Source organism: Streptomyces sp. NPDC001093, from assembly GCF_040298985.1.
GTDB lineage: Bacteria > Actinomycetota > Actinomycetes > Streptomycetales > Streptomycetaceae > Streptomyces.
On record NZ_JBEPBF010000079.1, the window covers coordinates 1 to 24,840 of the forward strand.

The 24,840-nt window shown below is 70.8% G+C and carries 24 protein-coding genes and 1 pseudogene; 17 read left to right on the forward strand and 8 right to left on the reverse strand.

The features are described 5' to 3' along the window. Window positions 1-548 precede the first annotated feature (548 nt). The 5 genes from ABT288_RS31240 to ABT288_RS31260 all read left to right on the forward strand — a co-directional run bounded on the left by ABT288_RS31240 (window position 549) and on the right by ABT288_RS31260 (window position 4,315). Entirely contained in the window at window positions 549-1,364 is an 816-nt protein-coding gene (locus ABT288_RS31240; RefSeq protein WP_351614780.1) for a phosphatase, read from the forward strand. Window positions 1,365-1,493: 129 nt separating this feature from the next. Beyond that, window positions 1,494-1,706 (forward strand): helix-turn-helix domain-containing protein, encoded by a 213-nt coding sequence (locus ABT288_RS31245; RefSeq protein ID WP_159045602.1) that lies wholly within the window; start codon window positions 1,494-1,496, stop codon window positions 1,704-1,706. Between the two features lie 147 nt (window positions 1,707-1,853). Continuing rightward, a complete protein-coding gene (locus tag ABT288_RS31250) occupies window positions 1,854-1,952 on the forward strand; it encodes a 30S ribosomal protein bS22 (RefSeq protein WP_003948845.1) in 99 nt (32 codons plus the stop codon). A gap of 195 nt (window positions 1,953-2,147) precedes the next feature. Continuing rightward, complete coding sequence (locus ABT288_RS31255) at window positions 2,148-3,218, forward strand: NAD-dependent epimerase/dehydratase family protein (RefSeq protein WP_351614782.1); 1,071 nt, start codon at window positions 2,148-2,150, stop codon at window positions 3,216-3,218. A 14-nt stretch (window positions 3,219-3,232) separates the two neighbouring features. Beyond that, the gene (locus ABT288_RS31260; RefSeq protein ID WP_351614784.1) at window positions 3,233-4,315 is read left to right on the forward strand and encodes a lysophospholipid acyltransferase family protein; all 1,083 of its coding nucleotides are present in this window, start codon (window positions 3,233-3,235) and stop codon (window positions 4,313-4,315) included. A gap of 150 nt (window positions 4,316-4,465) precedes the next feature. Here ABT288_RS31260 and ABT288_RS31265 read toward each other — a convergent pair. The 3 genes and pseudogenes from ABT288_RS31265 to ABT288_RS31275 all read right to left on the reverse strand — a co-directional run bounded on the left by ABT288_RS31265 (window position 4,466) and on the right by ABT288_RS31275 (window position 7,987). Then, a pseudogene (locus ABT288_RS31265) lies at window positions 4,466-5,697 on the reverse strand (DUF5667 domain-containing protein). Window positions 5,698-5,932: 235 nt separating this feature from the next. Continuing rightward, window positions 5,933-6,715, reverse strand: coding sequence for an ECF subfamily RNA polymerase sigma factor, BldN family (locus ABT288_RS31270; protein ID WP_351614787.1), 783 nt, complete (start codon window positions 6,713-6,715; stop codon window positions 5,933-5,935). Window positions 6,716-7,057: 342 nt separating this feature from the next. After that, complete coding sequence (locus tag ABT288_RS31275) at window positions 7,058-7,987, reverse strand: HAD family hydrolase (RefSeq protein WP_351614789.1); 930 nt, start codon at window positions 7,985-7,987, stop codon at window positions 7,058-7,060. Between the two features lie 126 nt (window positions 7,988-8,113). Here ABT288_RS31275 and ABT288_RS31280 point away from each other — a divergent pair, with 126 nt between their 5' ends. From ABT288_RS31280 to ABT288_RS31300, 5 genes are all read left to right on the forward strand, one after another. Continuing rightward, a complete protein-coding gene (locus ABT288_RS31280) occupies window positions 8,114-8,404 on the forward strand; it encodes a glutaredoxin family protein (protein WP_351614791.1) in 291 nt (96 codons plus the stop codon). Between the two features lie 280 nt (window positions 8,405-8,684). After that, entirely contained in the window at window positions 8,685-9,473 is a 789-nt protein-coding gene (locus ABT288_RS31285) for a redox-sensing transcriptional repressor Rex (RefSeq protein ID WP_351614793.1), read from the forward strand. After that, on the forward strand, window positions 9,470-11,149 hold the full coding sequence (locus ABT288_RS31290) for a glutamyl-tRNA reductase (RefSeq protein WP_351614795.1): 1,680 nt from the start codon (window positions 9,470-9,472) through the stop codon (window positions 11,147-11,149). Before ABT288_RS31285 ends, ABT288_RS31290 begins: the two co-directional genes overlap by 4 nt. Beyond that, complete coding sequence (gene hemC / locus ABT288_RS31295; protein ID WP_351614798.1) at window positions 11,146-12,105, forward strand: hydroxymethylbilane synthase; 960 nt, start codon at window positions 11,146-11,148, stop codon at window positions 12,103-12,105. The genes ABT288_RS31290 and hemC overlap by 4 nt, the downstream gene beginning before the upstream one ends. Then, on the forward strand, window positions 12,102-13,814 hold the full coding sequence (locus ABT288_RS31300) for a bifunctional uroporphyrinogen-III C-methyltransferase/uroporphyrinogen-III synthase (RefSeq protein WP_351614801.1): 1,713 nt from the start codon (window positions 12,102-12,104) through the stop codon (window positions 13,812-13,814). Before hemC ends, ABT288_RS31300 begins: the two co-directional genes overlap by 4 nt. Before the next feature lie 36 nt (window positions 13,815-13,850). On the opposite strand, the gene ABT288_RS31305 is transcribed toward ABT288_RS31300, so the two are convergent. Continuing rightward, window positions 13,851-14,030 carry a DUF397 domain-containing protein gene (locus tag ABT288_RS31305; protein ID WP_351614803.1) on the reverse strand — a complete coding sequence of 60 codons (180 nt, stop codon included), beginning with the start codon at window positions 14,028-14,030 and terminating at the stop codon, window positions 13,851-13,853. Then, entirely contained in the window at window positions 14,027-14,860 is an 834-nt protein-coding gene (locus ABT288_RS31310) for a helix-turn-helix domain-containing protein (protein ID WP_351614806.1), read from the reverse strand. The genes ABT288_RS31305 and ABT288_RS31310 overlap by 4 nt, the downstream gene beginning before the upstream one ends. A 127-nt stretch (window positions 14,861-14,987) precedes the next feature. Between ABT288_RS31310 and ABT288_RS31315 the strand changes: the two genes are divergently transcribed. The 4 genes from ABT288_RS31315 (at window position 14,988) to ABT288_RS31330 (ending at window position 18,394) form a co-directional block, all read left to right on the forward strand. Further along, complete coding sequence (locus ABT288_RS31315; protein WP_351614809.1) at window positions 14,988-15,446, forward strand: ATP-binding protein; 459 nt, start codon at window positions 14,988-14,990, stop codon at window positions 15,444-15,446. A 269-nt stretch (window positions 15,447-15,715) separates the two neighbouring features. Then, complete coding sequence (locus ABT288_RS31320) at window positions 15,716-16,675, forward strand: helix-turn-helix domain-containing protein (RefSeq protein WP_351614812.1); 960 nt, start codon at window positions 15,716-15,718, stop codon at window positions 16,673-16,675. After that, window positions 16,672-17,631: a DNA-processing protein DprA gene (locus tag ABT288_RS31325; RefSeq protein ID WP_351614814.1), complete on the forward strand. Its 960-nt coding sequence runs from the start codon at window positions 16,672-16,674 to the stop codon at window positions 17,629-17,631. The genes ABT288_RS31320 and ABT288_RS31325 overlap by 4 nt, the downstream gene beginning before the upstream one ends. 172 nt (window positions 17,632-17,803) lie before the next feature. Then, the gene (locus ABT288_RS31330) at window positions 17,804-18,394 is read left to right on the forward strand and encodes a hypothetical protein (protein ID WP_351614817.1); all 591 of its coding nucleotides are present in this window, start codon (window positions 17,804-17,806) and stop codon (window positions 18,392-18,394) included. 56 nt (window positions 18,395-18,450) lie between these two features. Here ABT288_RS31330 and ABT288_RS31335 read toward each other — a convergent pair whose 3' ends face one another. Next, the gene (locus tag ABT288_RS31335) at window positions 18,451-19,443 is read right to left on the reverse strand and encodes a phospholipase D-like domain-containing protein (RefSeq protein ID WP_351614820.1); all 993 of its coding nucleotides are present in this window, start codon (window positions 19,441-19,443) and stop codon (window positions 18,451-18,453) included. Window positions 19,444-19,710: 267 nt separating this feature from the next. On the opposite strand from ABT288_RS31335, the gene hemB reads away from it, so the two are divergent. Together hemB and ABT288_RS31345 are read left to right on the forward strand one after the other, a co-directional pair. Beyond that, complete coding sequence (gene hemB, locus ABT288_RS31340; protein WP_351614823.1) at window positions 19,711-20,703, forward strand: porphobilinogen synthase; 993 nt, start codon at window positions 19,711-19,713, stop codon at window positions 20,701-20,703. Window positions 20,704-20,867: 164 nt separating this feature from the next. Continuing rightward, window positions 20,868-22,139: an aminotransferase-like domain-containing protein gene (locus ABT288_RS31345; protein WP_351614825.1), complete on the forward strand. Its 1,272-nt coding sequence runs from the start codon at window positions 20,868-20,870 to the stop codon at window positions 22,137-22,139. A 13-nt stretch (window positions 22,140-22,152) separates the two neighbouring features. Here the strand turns inward: ABT288_RS31345 and ABT288_RS31350 are convergent, their stop codons facing one another. Beyond that, window positions 22,153-23,055 carry a DUF4253 domain-containing protein gene (locus ABT288_RS31350; RefSeq protein ID WP_351614828.1) on the reverse strand — a complete coding sequence of 301 codons (903 nt, stop codon included), beginning with the start codon at window positions 23,053-23,055 and terminating at the stop codon, window positions 22,153-22,155. A 142-nt stretch (window positions 23,056-23,197) separates the two neighbouring features. On the opposite strand from ABT288_RS31350, the gene ABT288_RS31355 reads away from it, so the two are divergent. Further along, window positions 23,198-24,388, forward strand: coding sequence for a hypothetical protein (locus ABT288_RS31355; RefSeq protein WP_351614831.1), 1,191 nt, complete (start codon window positions 23,198-23,200; stop codon window positions 24,386-24,388). 44 nt (window positions 24,389-24,432) lie between these two features. Here the strand turns inward: ABT288_RS31355 and ABT288_RS31360 are convergent, their stop codons facing one another. Continuing rightward, window positions 24,433-24,819, reverse strand: a complete 387-nt coding sequence (locus tag ABT288_RS31360; RefSeq protein WP_351614834.1) for a VOC family protein — start codon at window positions 24,817-24,819, stop codon at window positions 24,433-24,435. Window positions 24,820-24,840: the final 21 nt, after the last annotated feature.

The following is a 24,840-nucleotide window of genomic DNA, read 5'->3' on the forward strand; positions in this document are numbered from 1 at the left end:
GTCTCGGTCGGCTGAGAGCGCACCCCGCCGGGGCTCGGGTGGATGGGAAGGCACCGGCCGTGCTGGGGCGGGTGGGGTGGTCGCGGTCGGTGCTGCTCGGCTCGGTGGGGTGGGCAGCGCTTGCTCGTGCCCGGGTGGGTGGGCAGCGCTTGCTCGTGCCCGGGTGGGTGGGCAGAGGCTGCACGGCTCGGTGCCGTGGTTAGCGCTCGGGGTGGATGGACAGGCGCTGTCCGGCTCGGTGGGGTGGGTGACGCTCGGGCGGCCCTGGGTTGATGGGCGGGCGCTGTCGGCTCGGTGGTGTGGTTAGCGCTCGGGGTGTGCCCGGGGCGGATGAGCAGGCGCTGCCCGGCTCGGCGCCGTGGCAGCGCTCGCTCGTGCCCGGGTCGGCGGGCAGGCGCTGCTCGGGTCGGTGGGCAGGTGCTGTCCGGCTCGGGGGCCTAGGCGGCGGTCGGGTGGGTCCCGGCGAGTGGCCCCTCCGTTACGCCAACCGTGCGCACTTCCCCCGGTTTGTGCTCCCTCTTCCGCCTCTGTGCGTCACCATCGCACCCATGTCGACCAGCGGAGCTCTGCGTGCGCATCTGCTGGCTGTTCGGCTTGCCGGGGTGGTGGGGACCTCTCGGGAGGACAGTCTGCGGAGCTATCGGCTGTTCGCGGCCCGGGATCCTCGGGTGCTGATCGGGATCGATCCCGAAGGGGCCTGGGGGCAACCGGAGTTGCTGGAGCTGATGGCCGAGAAGTGCGGGGTTTCGGCCGATCCTCGGCATACCTCGGGGCCGGACGTGATCGATCCGGCCCGGACGCTGGCGGCGTTGGACGGCTTTGCGGGGCGGATCCGGGAGGTGGCCAGGCGCGGTGCGCCCGTGTTGTTCGGGACCGGGCATCCGCAGCGGCTGCTCGGGTTCTACGCCGGCTTGGCGGACGCCCTCTCGGCGGCGGGGTGTGACGTGCTCACTCCCGCGCAGGGTCACTGTGTCGACATATTGACCCGGTTCGGTCTACGTACGTGTGCAGTGGACTACGCACGAGGAGTCGGGTTGGTGCGGGAAACCGACGGTGGGCGCCCCGGTTGTGAGCCCGGCGTGCACAGTCATTCGCCGCTGCCGGTTCGGGTTGCGCTGGAGGCCGCGGCGGAGGGCGGCGGCCCGTTGCCCGAGCTGGTCGTGGGGGACCACGGGTGGGTCTGCGGTGCTGGTCAGCTGGGGTTCGAGGCCATCGGTCTGGCCGACACCGACGATCCGGCGCTGTTCGTGGGGGAGGCGGAGGGGCGCGTGTCCGTCGTCGTTCCGGTTGATGACGCCGTGCGGTCTGAGTACTACCGGCCGCTCACCCGCTACGTACTCAAACGAGCGTGTCTGTCACAGTAGGCCTGCGATGGGTGCACCTCTTCCCCACTTGCATCACCCGCCCCTACATTGGGGAGTGAGCACGCAACGACGAAGAGTCACCGGAAGGGGAAGCCGGTGGCCGTCGAGTGCGGAAGGTTCAGGTGTGTCATGGCTGCAGCTGACGAGAGGCCTCTGAACGAGGTCGTGTTCCTTACCGTGGCGGAGGTCGCCTCGGTGATGCGAGTGTCGAAGATGACCGTGTACCGCCTGGTGCACAGCGGTCATCTGCCCGCGATCCGGGTCGGGCGGTCGTTCCGTGTCCCGGAGCAAGCGGTACACGAGTACCTCCGTGACAGCTATGTGGGGGTGGAGACGGCCTGACGGCAACTCCAGGGTGACCCCGGGGTGACCCGGGGTTCCCCCCTCGATTACGACCTTGGCGCTCGGTTGGGTAGGCTAGCCCCTCGTAGGTCGTGTGGGCCCATGGCGCCCAAACAACCGAGTGATGAGAAGTGAGCGAGGGTAGTCGTGGGCTCTGTTATCAAGAAGCGGCGCAAGCGGATGGCCAAGAAGAAGCACCGCAAGCTGCTCAAGCGCACGCGCGTTCAGCGTCGCAACAAGAAGTAAGCGGCGCCGCGAGAGCGTGTCAGCGCACATCTGTGGCCTCCCATCTGTACTGATGGGGGGCCGCAGGCGTTTCCGGCGACCTGGCATATTCCGATGAGTGAATTTCCGTCACTTCGTGCATCGGGCAGTCATCACAGCGCAACATCGACCCGCTAGGTTGGCCGTACGCATCTCGTACGAGGGAAGGCGCTGATCTTGGGGAAGGTCGTGCTCGTCACCGGAGTGGCCCGGCAACTGGGCGGCCGGTTCGTACGGCGCATCCAGCGGGACCCGGAGGTCGACCGGGTGATCGCCGTGGACGCGGTGCCGCCGGCGCACCATCTGGGCGGCGCGGACTTCATCCAGGCCGACATCCGGCAGGCGACGATCGCACGGGTGCTCGCCGAGACCGGCGCCGACACGGTCGTCCACATGGACGTGACCGGCACGGCGCTGGGCAGCGGCAACCGGGCCACGGTCAAGGAGACCAACGTCATCGGCACCATGCAGCTGCTCGGCGCCTGCCAGAAGTCGCCGACCGTGAAGCGGCTGGTGGTGAAGTCCAGCACGAACGTGTACGGCTCCGCGCCGCGCGATCCGGCCGTGTTCACCGAGACGACCCCGCCGAAGTCCCTGCCGAGCGGCGGCTTCGCGAAGGACGCCGTCGAGGTCGAGGGGTATGTGCGCGGGTTCGCCCGGCGGCGGCCGGACGTCGCCGTGTGCGTGCTGCGGTTCGCCAACATCCTGGGACCGGCCGCCGACACCCCGCTCGCCTCCTACTTCGCGCTGCCGGTCCTGCCCACCGTGTTCGGCTACGACCCGCGGCTGCAGTTCGTGCACGAGGACGACGTCGTCGAGGTGCTGCGGATCGCCTCGCACGAGCCGCGCCGGGGCACCCTCAACAGCGGCACGTTCAACATCGCCGGGGACGGTGTGCTGCTGCTCTCGCAGTGCTCCCGGCGGCTCGGGCGGCCGACCGTGCCCCTGCTGCTGCCCGCGGTCACCTGGGCGGGTTCGCTGGTGCGTACGCTCGGTATGACGGACTTCTCGCCGGAGCAGATCCGGCTGCTCACGCACGGGCGGGTGGTGGACACGGTCCAGATGCGCGAGACGCTGGGCTTCACGCCCAGGTACACGACGGCGGAGACGTTCGCGGATTTCGCGCGCGGCCAGGGCCCCGGACTGGTGCCGCCGGAGGCCCTCGCGGGGGCCGTCGACCGGATCGCCGCGCTCGCCGCGAGGGGCGGCGGCCGGCCCACGACGCACAGCGCCGACAGCGCCAACTGAGGAGAGCGGCAACGATGGCGGACGCCAAGGTCATTCCGTTCGACGACGACCGGTCCCGCGGGAGCGCCGCACAGCGCCCGGCGCGGCGCCGCGGCACGGGCAGCCGGCGCGGCGCCCTCGCCGAGTCCGGGACCGGGGAGATGGGTGAGGTCCAGCCGCTGCCGGGCCGGGGCCGGGCACGGGAAGATGGGCCTGTGAGCCGTGAGGAGAAGCCGGAGCAGCCTCCGGAGCGGTCGTCGGGTACCGACGGGCCGGGCGCCGGCCTGGAGCGGCGTGTGGCGGCCGGGCTGGCCTTTCTGCGGCGCCGGCTGACCGGTGACTACGACGTCGACGACTTCGGTTACGACGAGGAGCTGACCGACCAGGTCTTGATGTCGCTGCTGCGGCCGGTGTACGAGAAGTACTTCCGGGTCGAGGTGAAGGGCATCGAGAACATCCCGGCGAAGGGCGGTGCGCTGATCGTCGCCAACCACTCCGGGACGCTGCCGCTGGACGGGCTGATGATGCAGGTCGCCGTGCACGACCACCACCCGGCCGACCGTCATCTGCGGCTGCTGGCGGCCGACTTGGTCTTCGTGCTGCCGGTGGTCAACGAGCTGGCCCGCAAGCTGGGGCACACCCTGGCCTGCGCGGAGGACGCCGAGCGGCTGCTGGCCCAGGGTGAGCTGGTCGGGGTGATGCCGGAGGGCTTCAAGGGCATCGGGAAACCTTTCAGCGAGCGGTACAAGCTGCAGCGGTTCGGGCGGGGCGGCTTCGTGTCGACCGCGCTGCGGCAGGGGGCGCCGATCATTCCGTGCTCGATCGTGGGGGCGGAGGAGATCTACCCGATGATCGGCAACGCGAAGACGCTGGCGCGGGTGCTGGGCTTTCCGTACTTCCCGATGACGCCGACGTTTCCGTGGCTGGGGCCGCTCGGTGCGATTCCATTGCCGACGAAGTGGACGATCCAGTTCGGGGAGCCGATCCCGACGGACGGGTATCCGGCGGAGGCGGCCGAGGATCCGATGCTGATGTTCAACCTGACCGACCAGGTGCGGGAGCAGATCCAGCACACGCTGTACAAGCTGCTGGTGCAGCGCCGCTCGGTGTTCTTCTGATCGGTGTTCTGCTGATCCGTTCGGTACTGCTGATCCGTTCGGTGTTCTGCTGATCCGTTCTTCTGGGGAATCCGGGAAAGCCGAGTGGGGGCGCCCCGCTCGGGAAGGGCGCCCCCACTGTCGTGGGCCACTGCCGTGGCCGTACCGCCGCTAGTGCGTGTCCTCGCCTTCGATGCCCAGGCCCGGGAGGAGGCCGGGGAGCAGCGGGGGGAGGGTGACGGCGGGGGTCGTTGTCGGGGGCTTGCTGGTGGACGGGGTGCTGCTGCCGGTGCCGGTCTTCGGTGGCTCCAGCAGGCCGCCCGTGGAGCCGCCGAGCAGGCCCTCGCCGCTGCTGCCGGTGGCCGGGCCGCTCGGGTCGCCGGAGCGGGCGTGCCTGCCGGAGGACGGGGTGCTGCCGGAGGAGCTGGGTGCGGTCGACCGGTGGCCGCCGGAGGAACCGGTGGATGCCGAGCCGGAGCCCTGCCGCTTGCCGCCACCGCCCTGGGCGGGGGACTGCGGGAGCAGGGACTGCAGCGGGGCGACCTCTTGGTCTATGGCGTCGAACACCGACGACACCTGCTCTTTGACGTCCCCGAGCTGTACGGGCAGCCTGTCGCTGAGCGCGGTCCACGCCTCTCGGTGGGAGCGGGAGAAGGTGGACAGGGCCTGGATGGGGCCCAGGTGCTCGGGGTTGGCCTCGTAGGCCTCGTGGAGCAGGCGGTGGCCCTCGGTGACGTCCTGCCGCATGCCGGAGAGCGTGCGGCGGATCTCGCTGATGGACTCGTGGTCGAGGTGACCGCCGCGGCCGCGCTCCATCAGCCGGCGGGCCTCGCTGAGCCGGGTGGAGGCCTGGTCGAGGTAGGTCTGGCCGCGCTGGTCGTCGCCGGTGGTCAGGTAGTTGAGCTTGAAGTCCTCGATGCCGCGTTTGAGGCCGTAGAGCGAGTCACCGGGCAGGGCGTTCGAGCTGGCGGCGGCGACCCCGCCGAAGGCTCCCGCGGCCACGCCCACGCTGAGCCCGCCCGCCGCGAGCCCCTTGGTCAGCCGGGAACGCGGGGGAGCTTGCCCAGCGGGCTCGCCCGGTGCGCGCCCCGGGAGCGGGACGCGCGCTGTTCCGGTACCGACGCGTCCGCCGCCCCCGTGCCCTCCTGGAGCATGGCCTCCATCGCGGCCACCAACTGGGCGCGCTGCACGACCTTGACCTCGGGGTCGAGCTGCGGCTTGGGCAGCGCGCCGAGGCCCGCTGCCAGGGCCAGCAGCTCGCCCCGCTCGGTCTGTTCCTCGGCGGTCGGCGGGGATCCCGCCGTGCCTACGGACTGCTCGGCCGCCGCGTCCCGGTCGGACTGTTCTTCCAGGGCCTGGGCGAAGGCGTTCGCCCGCCGGTGCGCCGATACGTTCGCGATCACTGGCGGCACCTCCTCTCGTCATGACGGTCGACTCCCCAGGGGGTCCTGAGGGTTGCACGCCCGCGACCACTTCACACGATCGAGCGATCAGGGTCGGCCAGGACGTGACCACAGGGAGCCTGTATCCCGCACAACGACTGGCGCGGCACTTGGGTTACGGACGGCGGATGCCCGGATCGGAAAGGCAACGGACGTTCACGGAACGTGAGTTGGGCGTTGCCGAGAGTCGCCGGTCTCAGCGCGCGTCGTCCGGCAGGAGACGGGCGAGCGTGCGGACGGCGCGGTACTGGAGGGTCTTGATGGCGCCCTCGTTCTTGCCCATGACGCGGGCCGTCTCGGCGACCGAGAGGCCCTGGAGGAAGCGGAGTGTCACGCACTCCTGCTGCTGCGGGTTGAGCCGCCGTACGGCGTCCAGCAGCGCGGCGTTCGACAGGGACTCCAGGACGGAGTCCTCCGGGGAGCGCTCGACCTCGTTGGCGTCGAGCATCTCGCCGGTGGTGACCTCCAGGCGGAAGCGGCTGGACTTGAAGTGGTCGGCGACGAGGTTGCGGGCGATCGTGACCAGCCAGGCTCCGAAGTCGCGGCCCTGCCAGGTGAAGGTGCCGATCCTGCGCAAAGCCCGCAGAAAGGTCTCGCTCGTGAGGTCCTCGGCGGTCGCGCGGCCGCCGACGCGGTAGTAGATGTACCGGTACACCGTGTCGCTGTACTGGTCGTACAGCCGGCCGAAGGCCTCGGCCTCGCCCGCCTGGGCGCGCTCGACCAGGTCCATCATCCGGGCGCTGTCGCTGTCCGCGGCCGGGCGGCGGGCGGTGGCGGCGCCCCCGGCGGAGCGCCCCCGTCTGCCGACCGCGGCGCTGCCGTCGGCCAGTGCGTAGCACGGGCCGACGGGCGCGGCGCCGGCGAGGGCGGGGACGGCGTACGCGGTGGGGACGAGGCCGCGCAGCGTCTCTTTGACCGTCGCGACCATTGCGCGCAGCGTAGCCAGGCCCGAGGCGTCAACCCCGACGTGTGGGTACACGGGACTCCCAGAGGCAGAGCTTCCATCACGTGCAGTGCGGAACCATTCACCCGTCGTAGCGACGGAGAGGTACCGGTTTGCGTCTGAGGAGAATAACGCTTCGTGCAGGCACTGCTACACCGAGTTGCTCAAATCATCGATTGCGTCGCTTCTGTTACCGGTTGACGTCCTATCAAGTGCCGTAGCCTGATCACTTGTTGACCGAAATCTGGCCGGTTTCGGTGAGGTACAGGGCGTGTTGAAATGGCCGCGGCATAATCCAGACGCGCGCGACAGCACCCCGAAGGGGCGCGGGGCCGTGTCGGCACACGGCTCCGGCGCGCGGGCGCGACCAGCGCCGGGCTACCGCCGGCGTCGGCTCAGGGCGATCGCCGCCGCGGTGCCGCCGGCCACCGCTCCGACGCCGGCCGCCGCCGGAATGCCGACCTTCGCCGCCTTCCGGCCCGTGCGGTAGTCCCGCAGGCGCCAGTCCTTCTCGCGGGCGTGCCTGCGCAGCTTGGCGTCGGGGTTGATGGCGTAGGGGTGGCCGACGAGGGACAGCATCGGGATGTCGTTGTGGCTGTCGCTGTAGGCGGCGCAGCGCGAGAGGTCCAGGCCCTCCGCCGCGGCCAGCGCGCGTACCGCTTCCGCCTTCGCCGGGCCGTGCAGCGGCTCGCCGACCAGCTTGCCGGTGTAGATGCCGTCCACCGACTCCGCCACGGTGCCGAGCGCGCCGGTGAGGCCCAGGCGGCGGGCGATCACCTGGGCGATCTCCACCGGGGCCGCCGTGACCAGCCACACCTTCTGCCCGGCGTCCAGGTGGGCCTGGGCCAGGGCGCGGGTGCCGGGCCAGATGCGGTCGGCCATGTACTCGTCGTAGATCTCCTCGCCGATCGACTCGAGCTCGGCGACCCGGTGGCCCTTGACGATCGACAGCGCCGAGTCGCGCGCGTCCTGCATGTGCTCGGGGTCCTCGACGCCGGCCAGCCGGAACCAGGCCTGCTGCCAGGCGAACTTGGCGAGGTCGCGCGTCTCGAAGAACTTCCGCTTGTACAGGCCCCGGCCGAAGTGGAACAGCGCGGCGCCCTGCATGACGGTGTTGTCGAGGTCGAAGAAGGCAGCCGCCTTGTCGTCGCCGATGACGGGGAACTCCGGTTCCTTGCGGGTGACCTGCGGAGTTTCCTGCGCCTCCTGCGAGGACTTGCGGGCAGCCTCCGCCGAGGCCTCGCCTGCCAACACGCTGCGCGCCGTGGCGGAGCGCCTACGGGGAGTGAGCCATCCGAGAGCGGCCATGTCGTGAGCATAGCCAGTTTGTTCGGTGCTTCCGTCGGAGGAGAGGTTGGATGCGTGTGAACTCTCCGCGACCGGGCCGTTAAAGCCCTGATCCGAAGCGTGCACGGCACGCGCGAGAATGGCCGTATGAGTCCACTTTTCCGTCGCAAGGCCGATCCGGCCGACCCCGCCGCCCCCCGTGACCGGCTGGTCACGCTGATCCGCAAGCCCGGCTGTCACCTGTGCGACGACGCACAGGTCGTGGTCGAGAAGGTCTGCGGGGAACTGGGCGTGTCCTGGGAGCACAAGGACATCACCGAGGACAGGGCCTTGCACGATCAGTACTGGGAGCAGATCCCGGTCGTACTGATCGACGGTGAACAGCACACCTTCTGGCGCGTGAACGAGGAGCGGCTGCGCCGGGCACTGACCGACTAGTCCAAACAGGTCGGAAAGTCGCTTAGGATCGACGGCGGACTGATCTCGGGGGCGGGATTCGTGAGGAGAGTGTGCGGTTTTGCCCCCAGTAACGAAGGAACGTCGGTGCGTGTGCGCCGGTTCCCGCCGAGGGCGCGAAAGGCGCGTGACCCCGGTCACTTCTGCCGGGCAAATCGGACACCATCTTTGTGCACGCGTTCACAAAGACATAGCCTGCTGTCGACGGGGCGGTCTGCGGACGTATGACCGCCCGCAGCCCCGCTCTACCCGCAGGAGCACCGTGGCAACTGGCCGAACACACCGACCGGCGACCCGCAGCCGAGGGATTCCCGAGGCCACCGTCGCCAGGCTTCCGCTGTACCTCCGAGCCCTGACCGCACTGTCGGAGCGCTCGGTACCCACGGTCTCCTCCGAGGAGCTGGCGGCCGCGGCGGGGGTCAACTCCGCCAAGCTGCGCAAGGACTTCTCGTACCTGGGCTCCTACGGAACGCGCGGTGTCGGCTACGACGTGGAGTATCTCGTCTACCAGATCTCCCGTGAACTCGGCCTGACCCAGGACTGGCCGGTTGTCATCGTCGGTATCGGTAACCTCGGCGCCGCCCTCGCCAATTACGGCGGGTTCGCCTCCCGTGGCTTCCGGGTGGCCGCGCTGATCGACGCCGACCCCGCGATGGCCGGGAAGCCCGTCGCCGGCATCCCGGTGCAGCACACCGACGACCTCGAGAAGATCATCAAGGACAACGGGGTGTCCATCGGCGTCATCGCCACCCCCGCCGGTGCCGCCCAGCAGGTCTGCGACCGGCTCGTGGCCGCCGGGGTCACCTCCATCCTGAACTTCGCGCCGACCGTGCTGTCCGTCCCGGACGGCGTCGACGTGCGCAAGGTCGACCTCTCGATCGAACTCCAGATCCTCGCCTTCCACGAGCAGCGCAAGGCCGGTGAGGAGCCCCCCATGGAGACCGCGGTGGGCGACAGCGCGCTGCCCGCTGCCGCACCCCGTGGCGCGGCCGCCGACGATTCCGCCGACCAGGGGCCCGACGGGGACGTACCCGCCGTGATGCCGGCATGAGTCTCCTCGTCGTCGGGCTGAGCCATCGCAGCGCGCCGGTCAGCGTGCTGGAGCGGGCCGCGCTGAGCGCGGACGCCCAGATAAAGCTGCTGCAGGACACGGTCGCCGCCGAGCCGGCCACCGAGGCCGCGGTGCTCGCCACCTGCAACCGCATCGAGCTGTACGCCGACGTGGACAAGTTCCACGCCGGTGTGGCCGAGCTGTCCACGCTGCTCGCCCAGCACAGCGGCGTCGGCCTGGAGGAGCTCACCCCCTACCTCTACGTGCACTACGAGGACCGGGCCGTCCACCACCTGTTCTCGGTGGCCTGCGGCCTGGACTCGATGGTCGTCGGCGAGGGGCAGATCCTCGGCCAGATCAAGGACTCCCTGGCCACGGCGCAGGAGCTGCACACCGCCGGCAAGCTGCTGAACGACCTGTTCCAGCAGGCCCTCAGGGTCGGCAAGCGCGCCCACTCCGAGACCGGCATCGACCGCGCCGGCCAGTCCCTGGTCACCTTCGGCCTGGAGCAGCTGGCCGTCGGCGGAGCCGTCGAGGACTGGGCCCGGGGCAGGAAGGCGCTGGTCATCGGCGCCGGCTCGATGTCCTCGCTGGCCGCCGCCACGCTCGCGCGGGCCGGGGTCGCCGAGGTCGTCGTCGCCAACCGCACCCTCGAGCGCGCCGAGCGCCTCGCGCAGATCCTCACCGAGGCCGACGACAACGCGGTGACCGCCCGCGCGGTACGGATGGACGCCGTGCCGGACGAGCTGACACGTGCCGACGTCGTCGTCTCCTGCACCGGGGCCACCGGCCTGGTGCTCACGGCGCAGGCCGTCGCGCAGGCGGTCGAGGGCCGCACCGGCCGGCCGGCCGTCGCCGACACCGCTGTCACGGCCGCAAAGGCGGCCCCGCTGCCGTCCACCTCCGTCGGCGCCGACGAGAACTGCCCGCTGGACCTGGCCGCCGTGCAGTCCGGCTTCTCCCTCATGGGCGAGGCCGCCGTGGCGGGCATGGACGCGGCCACCCTGGAGCAGCACGCGGCCTGGGTCGCAGGAGGAACGATCGACCGCACGGGACGCCGTAGCCCCGAGGCGGACACCGAGCTGATCACCGCGCTCGCCGCGACCGCCGCGAGCGTGGGCCGGATCCCCGAGCGGCGCCGGCCGGAGCCGCCGGCCGAGCGCCCGGCGCCCTTCTTCTTCCTGCTCGACCTGGCCATGCCCCGGGACATCGACGCGGCCGTGCACCGGCTGGCCGGGGTGCGGCTGGTGGACATCGAGTCGCTGGCGGAAGCCTCCGCCGACGCGCCGATGGCGGCCGATGTGGACCAGGTACGGCGTATCGTCTCCGACGAGGTCGCGGCCTTCGGGGCGGCCCAGCGGGCGGCGCACATCACGCCGACCGTGGTCGCGCTGCGCACCATGGCCGCCGACGTCGTCGCCAGCGAGATCGCGCGGCTCGACGGCCGCCTGCCCGACCTGGACGAACGCCAGCGCGGAGAGATCCGGCAGGCCGTGCACCGGGTCGTCGACAAGCTGCTGCACGCGCCGACCGTACGGGTCAAGCAGCTCGCGGCCGAGCCCGGCGGCGCCGGGTACGCGGACGCGCTGCGCACCCTGTTCGACCTCGACCCCGAGACGGTCGCCTCCGTCTCCCGGGCCGGGGACAGCACAGAAAAGAAGGACCGACCGGCATGACAGAAAAGGCACTGAGGCTGGGGACCAGGCGGAGCAAGCTCGCCATGGCCCAGTCCGGGCAGGTGGCGGAGGCCGTCCGCCGGGTGACGGGGCGGCCCGTCGAGCTGGTCGAGATCACCACGTACGGCGACGTCTCCCGCGAGGCACTCGCGCAGATCGGCGGCACCGGCGTGTTCGTCACGGCGCTGCGCGACGCGCTGCTGAAGGGCGAGGTCGACTTCGCGGTTCATTCGCTCAAGGACCTGCCGACCGCGCAGCCCGAGGACCTGGTCCTGGCCGCCGTACCGGTGCGCGAGGACCCGCGGGACGTGATCGTCGCCCGGGACGCGCTGAAGTTCACGGACCTGCCGCGCGGGGCGCGCATCGGCACCGGCGCGCCGCGCCGCATGGCACAGCTGAACGCGTACGCCCGCGCCCACGGCCTGGACATACAGACGGTCCCGATACGCGGCAACGTGGACACCCGGATCCGGTACGTCCACGACGGCGAACTCGACGCCGTCGTCCTGGCCGCCGCCGGACTGAACCGGATAGGCCGGATCGACGAGGTGACCGACTTCCTGTCGGTCGACACGGTTCTGCCCGCCCCCGGCCAGGGGGCCCTGGCGATCGAGTGTGCCGCGGACAACGCGGACCTCGTCGCGGCGCTCGGCGAACTCGACGACCCGTTCACACGGGCCGCCGTGACCGCCGAACGGTCACTGCTCGCCGCCCTGGAAGCCGGTTGCAGCGCCCCTGTGGGCGCGCTGGCCGACTTGCTGGCCGACGGGCAGTTTGTCAAGGAAATGCGCCTGCGCGGCGTCGTCGGCACGACCGACGGCACCCGCATGGTGCAGCTGTCCACCACCGGTCCCGTGCCCCAGACGCACGACCAGGCGTTGGCACTCGGTCGCGAACTCGCCACCGAGATGCTCGCCCAGGGCGCGGCCGGTCTGATGGGGGAGCGAGCACATTGAGCCCCACCGCCCTTCCTGCCGCCGGTCCTGAACACGGGCACGTCACCTTCCTCGGTGCCGGACCCGGAGATCCGGGACTGCTGACTCTGCGCGCCGTGGAGGCGCTGTCGAACGCGGACGTCCTGATCGCCGAGCACGAGGTGCTCGACGTGATCCGGACGCACGCCCGACAGGGCGTCTCCGTCGTGCAGACGGACGCAGACCCTTCTTCGGTCTCGCCGCCGGGCACGGGCACGCCCCAGCTGACGGTCGTTGACGGCACGTCAACAGCCGCCGCTGCCCCGGCTGCTGCCCGGGATGCCGCTCATCTTGTCATGGAGGCTGCGCGGGGCGGCAGGCGGGTCGTCCGTGCGGTGTCCGGGGACCCGGGACTTGATACGTACGCGGCCGAGGAAATACTCGCCTGCGCCTCCGCCGGGGTGCCCTTCGAGGTGGTCCCGGGTGTCGCGGCGGCGGTCGGCGTGCCCGCGTACGCCGGTGTGCCGCTGCGGGACGCCGAGGGCGCGGACGTCCGCTTCGTGGACGCCCGTACGGCCTCCGACCGCTGCTGGACCGAGGTGGGCGCCTCCGACGGCACGGTGGTCGTCTCGACGACCCTGGACGCGGTCGCGGCAGCGGCGGGCGAGCTGGTCTCGGCGGGCCGCAAGCCCGACACCCCCCTGTCGGTCACGATCGACGGTACGACGACCCGCCAGCGCACCTGGACGGCGACCCTCGGCACGATCGCGCAGACCCTGAAGCAGGCGAAGGTGCTGCCGTCCCCGGACGGCGGCCGGCCGGTGATAGCCGTGGTCGGCGAGCGTTCCTCCGCCGCCCGGCGCGACCAGCTTTCGTGGTTCGAGTCCAAGCCGCTGTTCGGCTGGAAGGTGCTCGTGCCGCGGACGAAGGAGCAGGCGGCGTCGCTCTCCGACCAGCTGCGGTCCTACGGCGCGGTGCCGCACGAGGTCCCGACGATCGCGGTGGAGCCGCCGCGCACGCCCCAGCAGATGGAGCGGGCGGTCAAGGGCCTGGTCACGGGCCGCTACGAGTGGATCGCCTTCACGTCGGTCAACGCGGTGAAGGCGGTACGGGAGAAGTTCGAGGAGTACGGCCTCGACGCGCGTGCCTTCGCGGGCATCAAGGTGGCCGCGGTGGGCGAGCAGACGGCCAAGGCACTGGTCGCCTTCGGCGTGAAGCCGGACCTGGTGCCGAGCGGCGAGCAGTCGGCGGCGGGTCTGCTGGAGGACTGGCCGCCGTACGACCCCGTTTTCGATCCCATTGACCGGGTGTTCCTTCCGCGGGCGGACATCGCCACGGAGACCCTGGTGGCCGGTCTGATCGAGCTGGGCTGGGAGGTGGACGACGTGACCGCCTACCGGACGGTCCGCGCCTCGCCTCCGCCGGCCGAGACCCGCGAGGCCATCAAGGGCGGCGGCTTCGACGCGGTCCTCTTCACGTCGTCGTCCACGGTCCGCAACCTGGTCGGCATCGCGGGCAAGCCACACAACGTGACGGTGATCGCGTGCATCGGCCCGGCCACGGCGAAGACGGCCGAGGAACACGGCCTGCGGGTGGACGTCATGGCGCCCGAGCCGTCGGTCCACAAGCTGGCGGAGGCGCTGGCGGACTTCGGTCTGAAGCGGCGCGCTGTCGCGCTGGAGAACGGGGATCCGGTGACGCGGCCCAGCGAGCGGCGGCCGGGGGCGCGGAGGCGGCGCTCGACGACCTGAGGTGTGGCGGGTGCCCTGTCCAGGGCACCCGCACGCTCAGTGCTCAGCGGCGTACGGCAGGAAGGTCGCCCACGCGGTGGGGGCGAGGGTGAGGCGGGGGCCGGTGGGGTTCTTGGAGTCGCGGACGAGGATGCGGTCCCGGTCGGGGGCGGCCACCTCGATGCAGTCGGGGCCCTCGTCCGTGCTGTAGCTGCTCTTTATCCACTCCAGCTTCATGTCTCTCCAAGCACTTTCTCGATGAGGGCCATCGACTCCCGTGGGTCGAGAGCCTGTGCCCGGATGATCCCATAACGCATATCGAGGAGCTGCACCTCTTTCGGGTCGACGATCATCCGGCTGATGTGCTGCACCTCCACGTGCCCGACCGTGGTGCCGTCCTTGAGCCTGAGCAACCTGAACGACCCGGCAAGGCCTGAGTTCTGCTCGCGCCCGAGCGGCAGTACCTGAAGGTCGACGTTGCGGAACTCGGCGACATGCAGCAGGCGTTCCAACTGTGCTCGCATGACCATCCTGCCGCCGATGGGCCGACGGAGCGTCGACTCGCACTGGACAAAGCTGAAGACGGGCCGGGCCATGGTCTCGTTGACGATCTCCTGACGTGCGACTCGGGCTGCCAATCGTTGGCCCAATTCCTCTGCGGTGAAGGGGGGCCGACGAGCGCTGAAGACCGCCTGGGCGTACTCACTGGTCTGCAACAGCCCATGGACGACGGAGTTGTTGTAGGCACACAGCTCGACCGCCTCCGCCTCCAGTTTCTTCAGATCCCGCACCTTCTTCGGATACCGGACCTCGGCCAGGTCCTTCTTCATCGCGGCGACCCTGCCGCCCGCGCCCAGCACCTCGTCCGCCGCGTCCAGGTACTCCGGCCGGGGAATCCGCCGCCCCCGCTCCACCGAGGAGACCAGCTCCTCGCCGTACCCGATGGCCGTCCCGAACTCCGCCTGGGTGAGGCCGGCCGCCTCCCGCCACAACTTCAGCTGCCGTGAGACCGTCCGCATCACGGCCCCGGCCTCGTCGTCCTCCAGCCCCGCGTCCCAGTCGCTCACGTAGGCCGTCCTCCCGTCACCAGTCACCCCGTACGGCCCGGACGGAACCGGACACCGCACGGACAGCCCCCGTCCGCACGGGCTGCCCCTCTTCACAGGCTAAGCACGCGCGGACACGCTGAGTGACGTGAACGAGCAAATCTCCACCCTCCACACCTCGGCGCGCCAGTTCTGCCTCCCTCTCTCCGCGACCCGGCGCGGCGCCCGCCTCGGCCGGCTGCTGGCAACCGAGCAACTGCGCTCCTGGGGGCTGCCGTTGGACCCCGCCCGGCTGATCGTCGCCGAGCTGACGGCGAACGCCGCGCTGCACGGCCGGGTTACCGGCCGGAGCTTCCGTCTCGCTCTCGCGGTGACGGCCGAGGGTGTTCTGCGCATCGAGGTCACCGACACACGTGGTGACGCACTGCCCGTTCCACAGACCGCCGCCACCGGACCGGCCGAGTGCGGCTACGGCCTGCTACTGGTCGAGGAGTTGGCGGACCGCTGGGGCGTGCGGCAGGGACCGGTGCCGTGCAAGACGGTGTGGGCGGAGATCGATACGGCGGCACCGTCGGCGCACCTCGCACCGGAGCCGGGAAACGCGTGATGCGGTGGTGCCGCGGCCGGGGCTGCGGGCGGTAAAAGACCAAAGAACCCGGGGAAAAAACCAACCAACCAAACCAAACCCCGCGTAGGTCACTCGCGCGGGTGAAACGGGTCGGTCTGGCTGGCGCGGCGGCGGTTCGGGCGTGCAGTCTCGCCCCGAGGCAATTGCCTCTGTCACAACTCCACATGCCCACACATGCATCGGCCCCCGCCGGGACGGCAATCCCAGTGCGAGGGCCTGACCAACGAGGAAGACGAGAGCCCTTCCCCATGGCTGAGAAGAAGCGTAACGCTGCCCTGCGCCCGATTCAGGGTGTTCGGCGATCCACCACCCACTCCGGTGTCACCCACGTACGCACGTACCAGTCCGGCCAGTACGTGGTCGTCGGCAACCACCTCGCCCAGCACCGCGAACTGTCGCTGACCGCCATCGGACTCGCGACCCACATCCTGTCGGTGCCCGAGGGCACCCCGGTCGACATCCGCAGCCTTGCCGACCGCTTCCCCGAGGGACGGGACCGGATCGCGTCCGCGCTGCGCGAGCTGGAGGCGCACGGCTATCTGGCGCGGGTCCGCGAGCACACGGAGTCGGGCCGCCTGGTCACACGGACGTACGTCCACCACGCCCCCGTCCCGGATCGCGGCGCCGCCGTCGCGCCCTTGCGCGTGGCCGGGCGTCCGGCTCCGACGACTGGTACCCGTGACCGTCGGCCCGAGGCAGGCGCGGAGGTAACGGAAACGCCCAAGGAGGACGACCAAGCGCCCCACCGGGACGCGCCCGAACCCGAAGCCGGGCGGAAGGAGCGCGGCCCCCGCGACCGGCATCACGACAGGGCCGTTGCCCTCCTCGCGGGGCTGCGCCGCACCGACGAACGCCTCACCCTCTCCCAGCGGCAGGTGGACCGACTCGCTCCCGCCGTCGCCGCCTGGTTCGAGGTCGGGGCCACGGACATCGCCGTTCACAGCGCTCTGTGTGCCGGTCTCCCTGAGGACATGCCGCACCCGGCCGGTGTGCTCGCCTACCGTCTCCGCGCGATGCTGCCGGTACCGCTCCCCGCCCGCCGCACGCCCCCACCGACCACCGGGGTGGCCACCGGACCCGCCCGTCGATCCGATCCTCTTCAGAACTGCGACGGCTGCGACCGCGCCTTCCGCTCCCCACACCCCGGCCGCTGCCGTGAGTGTCGCGCGGGCCGGACGGTGCCTGGCGAGGGCCTGTGCGTCGCATGAGCCTGCTGTACGGGCCCGTGGACCTGGCGCAAGCCGCCTGCGTCAGGGGGAGCGGTTCCTATACTTGCGGCATGGATCAGGAGCTGGAGCGAGCCGCCCTCGTCGCGCTGCTGCGGCGCGGTGATCGCCCCTGGTCCGAGGTCACCGACCAGGTGGAGACGGTCGGAAGCGCCCGGGATGTTCTCGAAAGCTCACTCGATCTCTCGGGGCAGGGAACGCTCTTTGACACCGGGCCCTCAGTTGATCTGGAGAAGGTCGCGGCGGAGATCGCCGACTGGGAGCGCGAGGGCATGCGGCTGGTCACGATCCTCGATCCTGACTATCCGCTCTACCTGAGGCTGGTCCATCAGCGTCCCCCTCTGCTCTTCCTCCGGGGAACGACGGCCGACGACGACCTGCGTGTCGCTGTCGTCGGTACCCGCTCGCCCACTCCGGAGGGCGTCGCCCATGCCCGTGCGATCGCGGGTGGTCTCGCCGAGCGCGGTGTCACCGTCGTCAGCGGTCTGGCGGCAGGCATCGACACCGCTGCGCACGGCAGTGCCCTGGCCGCCGGTGGCCGAACCGTCGCCGTGATCGGCACCGGTCTGCGCCATGTCTACCCGGCTCAGAACGCAGGGCTCCAGCAGGAGATTGCCGGGAAGGGGCTGTTGATCTCACAGTTCTGGCCAGACGCTCCTCCCTCGAAGACGTCCTTCCCCATGCGCAACGCGGTGATGAGCGGTTACAGCCTGGCCACCGTCGTGATCGAGGCCGCCTACCGCAGCGGCGCCCGGATGCAGGCCCGACTCGCGTTGGAGCACGGCCGCCGGGTGTTCCTCATGCGCTCTCTGATGACTCACGAATGGGCGAGGGAGTACGCCACCAGGCCCAACACGACTGTCATCGACGGTCCGGAGGACGTCTTTTGCCGCCTCGGCTCCCTCGTCCCCACCACGGGCGAGCTGACCTGGATCTGACCGGCGGACCAGCGTGGCAACCGTCGTCGGACTGTCCGCCCGCTACGCCAACTTCCTGGTCCATCCGCTGCTGCCCGGCCCGGGCGTGTGTCGGGTCTGCCGAGGTCCCGCCAAGGTCGGTTATCGAACCTGTCTGCGGTGCAACGAGGCCGCCAAGCTTCTCGGAGCGGGAATGGCCGACGCCGTCGTTCCTGTCAGCCTGGCCCTCAAGGGCGAGCAGTATGCCAATGAGCTCTGGCGCTACAAGAACGCGGTGGGCCCTCAGCAGCAGTACTTCCGCATGGGGCTAGCTGCCGTTCTGTGGCGTTTCCTGGCCATGCACGAGGAGTGCATCAGGACTCACTGCGCAGTGCCCTCGTTCGACATCGTGACCACGGTGCCCAGCACCAGCGGGCGTACGGAACATCCTCTGCGTGCGATGGTCGCCGAAATGGCCGGTGCCACCCGGGACCGCCATCGCGACCTGCTCGCACCGACACCGGAGGCGGCCGACCTGGGCCGGGCGGCCTCTGCCAGGCGCTATGCGTCAGCGGCACTCCTGGGCGAGAACGTCCTGCTCATCGACGACACCTGGGCCACGGGCAACCATGCGCAGTCCGCGGCCGCCGCGCTGAAAGCGGCCGGGGCCGACAGCGTGGCCACCGTGGTTCTCGGCCGCCATCTCAACATCGACTACGGCAACACGGCCGAGCATGTCGCGCAGGCGCGATTACGCCGCTTCTCGTGGGACACCTGCCCGCTGCGTCCCTGGGGCCACTCCTGATCAGAGGTCACGTGAGGCCGGGCGGGCGCTGGCGGTGCCCGCCCGGCCGGCCAGGGCTACGCCCCCGTACCGCCCGCGTAGTCGTTGTTGAACGTCGTCTCGATCGTCTGGGCCACCGGCTCGGCCACGCCCGTGCCGGTCAGGATGATGCCCAGCTCCCGGTTGTTGCTCAGGGAGTTGCTGCTGATGTTCATGGAGCCGGCCTCGACCTCCTGGGTGGTCAGGCCGTAGTCGGCGACCATGGCCTTGGCGTGGATGAAGAAGCCGTTGGGGTCGGAGTAGCCGACGACCGTGCCGCCGGCCGCCTTGACGGCGGAGACCTCGCTGGAGTAGCTGGAAGGATTCTCCAGGACCACGCGGACCTTCACGCCCGCCTTGGCGCGGGCCACGATCGCGTTGACCACCGTGCTGTCGCTGAACTCCAGTTCCTCCACGTCCAGGCTCTTGGTCGCGGAGTTGACGAAGGACACCAGGCGGTTGCGGGAGTCGGTGGGGGACCACAGCAGGTGGTCGCCGTCGGTGGGGGTGATCGAGGTCGCCGTGTAGTCGGCGTTGAAGACCTTCTCGATGGAGGCGACGTCGCGCGTGTCGTCGGTGAAGACGCCGTAGTCGCGGCTGGTCGTGTAGTACTGCGCCGTCAGGTTGCCGGTCATCACCAGGGACTTGACGCCGTCCACGGTGATCGTCTTCTGGTGGGTGTAGACGAACGCCGAGGACGACCAGACCACGCCCACGCCCGCATTGGTCAGGGACGTGTACGCCGAGTTGTTGGCGGTCTTGTGCTGGCGGTCGAGGATGACGCGGACCGTGACGCCCTTGTTCTTCAGGGCTATGAGGTCGTTGACGGCCGTGGTGTCCTCCAGCTCGTACATGGTCATGTCGAGCGTGCTGGTGGCCGAGTCGATGAAGTCGTAGATCGTGGGCTGGCTGCCGGTCTGGGAGAAGGCGAACGCCGAGTAGCTCGCGGCGTTCGCGGGGACGGCCGTGGCGACGACGGCGGTACCGGCGGTCAGGGCGATGGCCGCGCGGGTGAGGACCTTCCGCAGCATGCGTGACTCCTAGGCTCACGGGCGAGGAGGGGTGGCGCGGGCATGACACCACGCGCGTAGAACGCTGGGGAGGGGGTGCGGAGTGAACTCGGCGTTACCACCGGGGACAAGGGGGAGGGCAATCCGGACACCGCGCAGATGGGCAGCGGTTCGAGGAAAGGTCGAGCTACCGCAAAATCTTCGTCCGGGGCAGGCCGGCCGCGCCGGGCGGGGTCAGCCGACAGGACGTCGGCAAATGTGGGGGACGGGCGGGCGTAGCGTAGAGGGATGACGAAGTACGGATCGTTTCCCGGTACCCGTCCCCGGCGGCTGCGGACCTCGCCCGTCATGCGGCGCATGGTCGCCGAGACGCGACTGCACCCCGCCGACTTCATCCTCCCCGCCTTCGTCCGCGAGGGCGTGAGCGAGCCCGTGCCGATCGCCGCGATGCCCGGTGTCGTCCAGCACACCCGCGACAGCCTGAAGAAGGCCGCGCTGGAGGCCGTGCAGGCCGGGGTCTCCGGGATCATGCTGTTCGGCGTGCCGGAGGAGAGCAAGAAGGACGCCGTCGGGACTCCGGGCACCGATCCGGACGGGATCCTCCAGGTCGCCATCCGGGACGTGCGCGCCGAGGTCGGCGACGACCTGCTCGTCATGTCCGACCTGTGCCTGGACGAGACCACCGACCACGGGCACTGCGGGGTCCTGGACGCCGAGGGCCGCGTCGACAACGACGCGACCCTGGAGCGGTACGCCGAGATGGCGCAGGTCCAGGCCGACGCCGGCGCCCATGTCGTCGGCCCGAGCGGGATGATGGACGGGCAGATCGGCGTCATCCGCGACGCGCTCGACCAGATCGGGCGCGAGGACGTGGCGATCCTCGCCTACACCGCCAAGTACTCGTCCGCCTTCTACGGCCCCTTCCGCGAGGCCGTCGCCTCCTCGCTCCGGGGCGACCGCAAGACCTACCAGCAGGACCCCGCCAACTGGCGCGAGTCCCTGCGGGAGCTGTCCCTCGATCTGGAAGAGGGCGCGGACATGGTCATGGTCAAGCCGGCCGGGCCGTACCTCGACATCCTCGCCCGGGTCGCCGACGCCGTGGACGTGCCCGTCGCCGCCTACCAGATCTCCGGCGAGTACTCGATGATCGAGGCCGCCGCCGAGAAGGGCTGGATCGACCGCGACCGCGCCATCTTCGAGACCCTGACCGGCATCAAGCGCGCCGGGGCCCGCAACATCCTCACCTACTGGGCGACCGAGGCGGCACAGAAGCTGCGCTGACCTCGCGGACGCGGCTCGCTGTGGCGCCCACAGGGTGGGCGCCATGAGAAGCGGAGTCCGGCACCGCCCGTCGCGAACGGGCCGTCCGGATCGCGGAATTACCGTTGTAGATGGCATGTACCTCTCTAGTCTGACGGCTCCCAGAGCCGAAGGAGAGCCGAGCCATGACCGCCGCCGAGCCCGCCCCGAGAGCCGCCACGACCGTTGCCGGACCCGCCCCTGCTGTCGCCGAGCCGGACCCGACCTGCGCACCCGCTCCCGTCCCGCCGCTCGCCGCGCGTGCCCGCAGTGTGGGGGGTTCGCCCGTGCGGGACATCCTCGCGGTCACCGCTCGCCCCGAGGTGATCAACTTCGCGGGCGGTCTCCCGGCGCCCGAGCTCTTCGACCGGGAGGGCATCGCAGCGGCGTTCGAGGAGGTGCTGGCGCGCACCCCGGCGCAGGCGCTGCAGTACTCCACCACGGAGGGCGAGCCGGCGCTCCGGGCGGGCCTGGCCGCGCGTGTCACCGCGCGGGGCCTGGCCACCGTCCCCGACGACCTGCTGATCACCACGGGCTCCCAGCAGGCCCTGTCCCTCCTCGCGACGGCCCTGCTCGAACCCGGCGACACGGTCCTGGTCGAAAACCCCTGCTACCTGGCGGCACTTCAGGTCTTCGGCCTCGCGGGAGCGCGCGTGGTGGCCGTGCCGGGCGACGCGGACGGCGTGGACCCGGCCGCGCTGGAGCAGGCGATCCACCGCGAGCACCCCAAGCTGCTCTACCTCGTCCCCACCTTCCAGAACCCCACCGGCCGTACGATGCCCGCGCCGCGCCGCGCGGAGATCGCCGCCGTGACCGCCCGCTGCGGCCTGTGGATCGTCGAGGACGACCCCTACGGCGAACTCCGCTACGACGGTGAGCGCGTCCCCTGGATCGCCTCCCTCCCCGGCGCCGAGGACCGGACCGTGCTGCTCGGCTCCTTCTCCAAGGTGATGGCCCCCGGCCTGCGCCTCGGCTGGCTGCGCGCACCCGCCGAGCTGCGCCGGGCCTGTGCGGTGGCCAAGCAGGCGGCCGACCTGCACACCCCGACGCTCAACCAGCTCGCCGCAGCACGGTACCTGGACGTCCTGGACGCCCATGTGGCCCGGGTGCGGGCCGTGTACGGCGAACGCCGGGACGCCATGCTGGCCGGGCTGCCCGACGCGCTCCCGGCCGGGTCGGTGTGGAGCCGGCCCGAGGGCGGCATGTTCCTCTGGGCGCGCCTGCCGGAGTCGTACGACACCCTCGCCCTGCTGCCCCGCGCGGTCGAGCAGAACGTGGCCTACGTCCCCGGCGCGCCCTTCTACGCCGGCGCTCCCGACCCCCGCACCCTCCGCCTGTGCTTCGTCACCCAGACCCCGGAGGAGATCGCGGAGGGGCTGCGCAGGCTGAGGCGGGGGCTCGGACGCCTCGGGGGCTGACGGCGGCCGGGGATCAGTCCCACCAGAAGGACCAGGTGGGGTTACCGACCAGGCGCTTGGCATAGTCCCGCAGGCTGGCCGGCCCGCTCTGGGTGAGGTTGTCCGGGCAGAAGGCGAAGTGCTCGGCGGCCAGCACCTCCGCGTCCGCGAGCGTGCCGGGCGGGGCCGCGACGGACACCACCAGGATGTCGAAGCCGAGCCCCACCACCCGTATGCCGAAGCGGTCCTCCCACGAGCGGAGGACCGCGCACAGCCGGGCCACGTCGTTGTCGTGGTTCAGCGGGCCGGTCCAGCCGATCGCCGCCGGTATGTCGGCGGACCGGCGGGCCGGCACCAGGGCGAGCCGCGCCTCCTTGAACCATGTGGAGGCGGCTTCCGTCAGCGAGTCGGCCACCTGGGCCGCGCGCGTGTCGGGATCGGCGGTCGGGGTGGGCGCGGGCGCGAGTCCCGGCCAGTCGGCCCCGAACGGCGCGACCAACTCGGCCGGCTCGTCGTCGCCCTCTTCCGCGCCCCCTTCCTCGGCCTTTACCGCCCCTTGGTCCCCTTCCTCCCCTTCATCTTCTTCCTCCTCTTCCTCTTCTTCCGTCCAGTACCCCCAGTAGTCGGCGAGGACGTCCTCGACGTCGTGATCACCCGGGTAGGACGCCAAGCGGGGCATCAGCTCCCACTCCGTGGGCCCGCCCTGCCGCCCGCCGACGTCAACGAGCACCGGCAGCAGACCGACCCGAGCGCCCGGTGCGCCCAGTGCCTTCCAGGTGCCCGGCGCGGCCGGCTTCTCCGCCTGCCACAGCAGGGGTTCGTGCCAGGGCCCGTCGTCGGTCGTGTCGATGAGCCTGCCGGGAGGCAGCTGCAGCCCCAGGGAACGACCGCTGGGGTCGGTGGCCAGCTTGGGCAGCGGATTGGGAAGAGTCGCCATACCCGTGACTGTAAGGGCCGCCACTGACAACGACGTTGCCCTGCCATCCGGAGGAACCAGGGGCCGCTGGAGCCGCTCTTACCGTGTGGTGTTGTGATGGGTGAGGACACGGCGACCGTCGTGACAGGAGGGACGGAGGAACGTGCGGATCGGGCGTTACCCGGTGCGGTGGCACATCGTGCTGCTCACCCTGTGGACGGCCGTCTGGTTCGTCGTGGCCGAACGCCACGCGGCCGTCTCGTGGCACTATCTGCGCGAGGGCGAGCAACTGCTCTTCGGCCAGAGCGGCGGCGGCGGCCTCGCCCTCTACGCCAACCACCCCGAGCTGCAGATCGGCCCGGTCAGCTTCCTCGTCGCCGGACTCTTCGCACCCTTCCCCACCGCCCTGGGTGAGAAACTGGCCGACGCGTTCATGTCCGGCCTGGGCCTGTACATGCTGGTGCTCGTCGGCCGTGCGGCGGCCGACCACTACCTCGGCACAGGCGTCAACCACAAACGCCTCCAGCAACGCGTCCTGGTCGCCGGAGCCGCCTTCATCCCCATGTGGGTCGAGGTCTCGGTCCGCTTCGCCCACCTCGACGACGTCCTCGCCCTGTTCTTCACCACCCTCGCGGTCCGCTCACTGGTCCGGGGCAACGCGACGTCGATGGGTGTCTTCCTGGCCCTCGCGGTCGACTCCAAACCCTGGGCGGTCGGCTTCCTCCCCCTGCTGCTGGCCCTGCCGCGCCCGACTCGTCTGCGCGCGGCGGCCTGGACCGTCGGCCTGGTGGCGGTGGCCTGGCTGCCCTTCTACCTGACCCACCTGGAAACCCTGCACGCGGCCCGCTTCACCATCCCCAACCAACGGGCGTCCTCACTGCGCTGGTTCGGTGTGAACGACCCCGCGACCCCCTGGTGGGACCGCCCCGCGCAGATGGCGCTGGGCATGGGCCTGGGCGCCCTGGCCGTACGACGGGGCCGCTGGCCGGCGGTGATCTTCCTGGCCGTGGACGCCCGTATCCTCCTCGACCCCAGCGTCTACACCTACTACAACGCCTCGGTCCTCCTCGGCACCCTCATATGGGACTCCATCGGCCAACGCCGCCTGGTCCCCTGGGTCAGCTGGATCGCCCTCATCTCCCTCTACGGCAGCGCCCTGCTGATCCCCTCGGACTCCACCCGGGGCCTCATACGCTTGGCGTTCTGCATCGGCTCGGCGGCGTACGTCCTGTTCTGGCCCCAACGCACGCCGCGCGGCAGACGGGGCAGACGGTCACTTCAGCAAGGCGGTGAAGGCGGCCCGGGTGGCGGGCACGAGGTGCAGGGCGGGGCCCGCGGCGGGGCTGTTCTGTGAGCCGCGGGCGTGTCCGTGCGTGAGCGAGCCGGCCACGAACGCGCTCAGACGAGCGTGGTGATGCAGAACGGGTGCCCGGCGGGATCCAGCAGCACCCGCCACCGCTCCTCGCCCGGCTGGAACTCCGGCTTGCGGGCGCCCAGGTCGAGCAGCCGCTTCTCGGCGCTGTCCAGGTCGTCCACGCCCAGCTCGATGTGCGCCTGCTTCTCCTGGGCCGGGTCCGGCCAGGTGGGCGGGCGGTAGTCGGCGAGCCGGTTGAAGCCGAGGCCGGTCGCGCCCTCCTTGCCGAGGAGGACGAAGTCGTCGGTGGAGAAGAGAACCGACATGCCGAGCAACTCGCCGTAGAAACGGGCCAGTTCGGCGGGGTCGGCACAGTCGAAGGTGACGGCGGCGAAGCGGAACGCGGGCGCGGGAGAGGTCTCCGTGGTCATGACGAGGACCCTAGGGCGTAA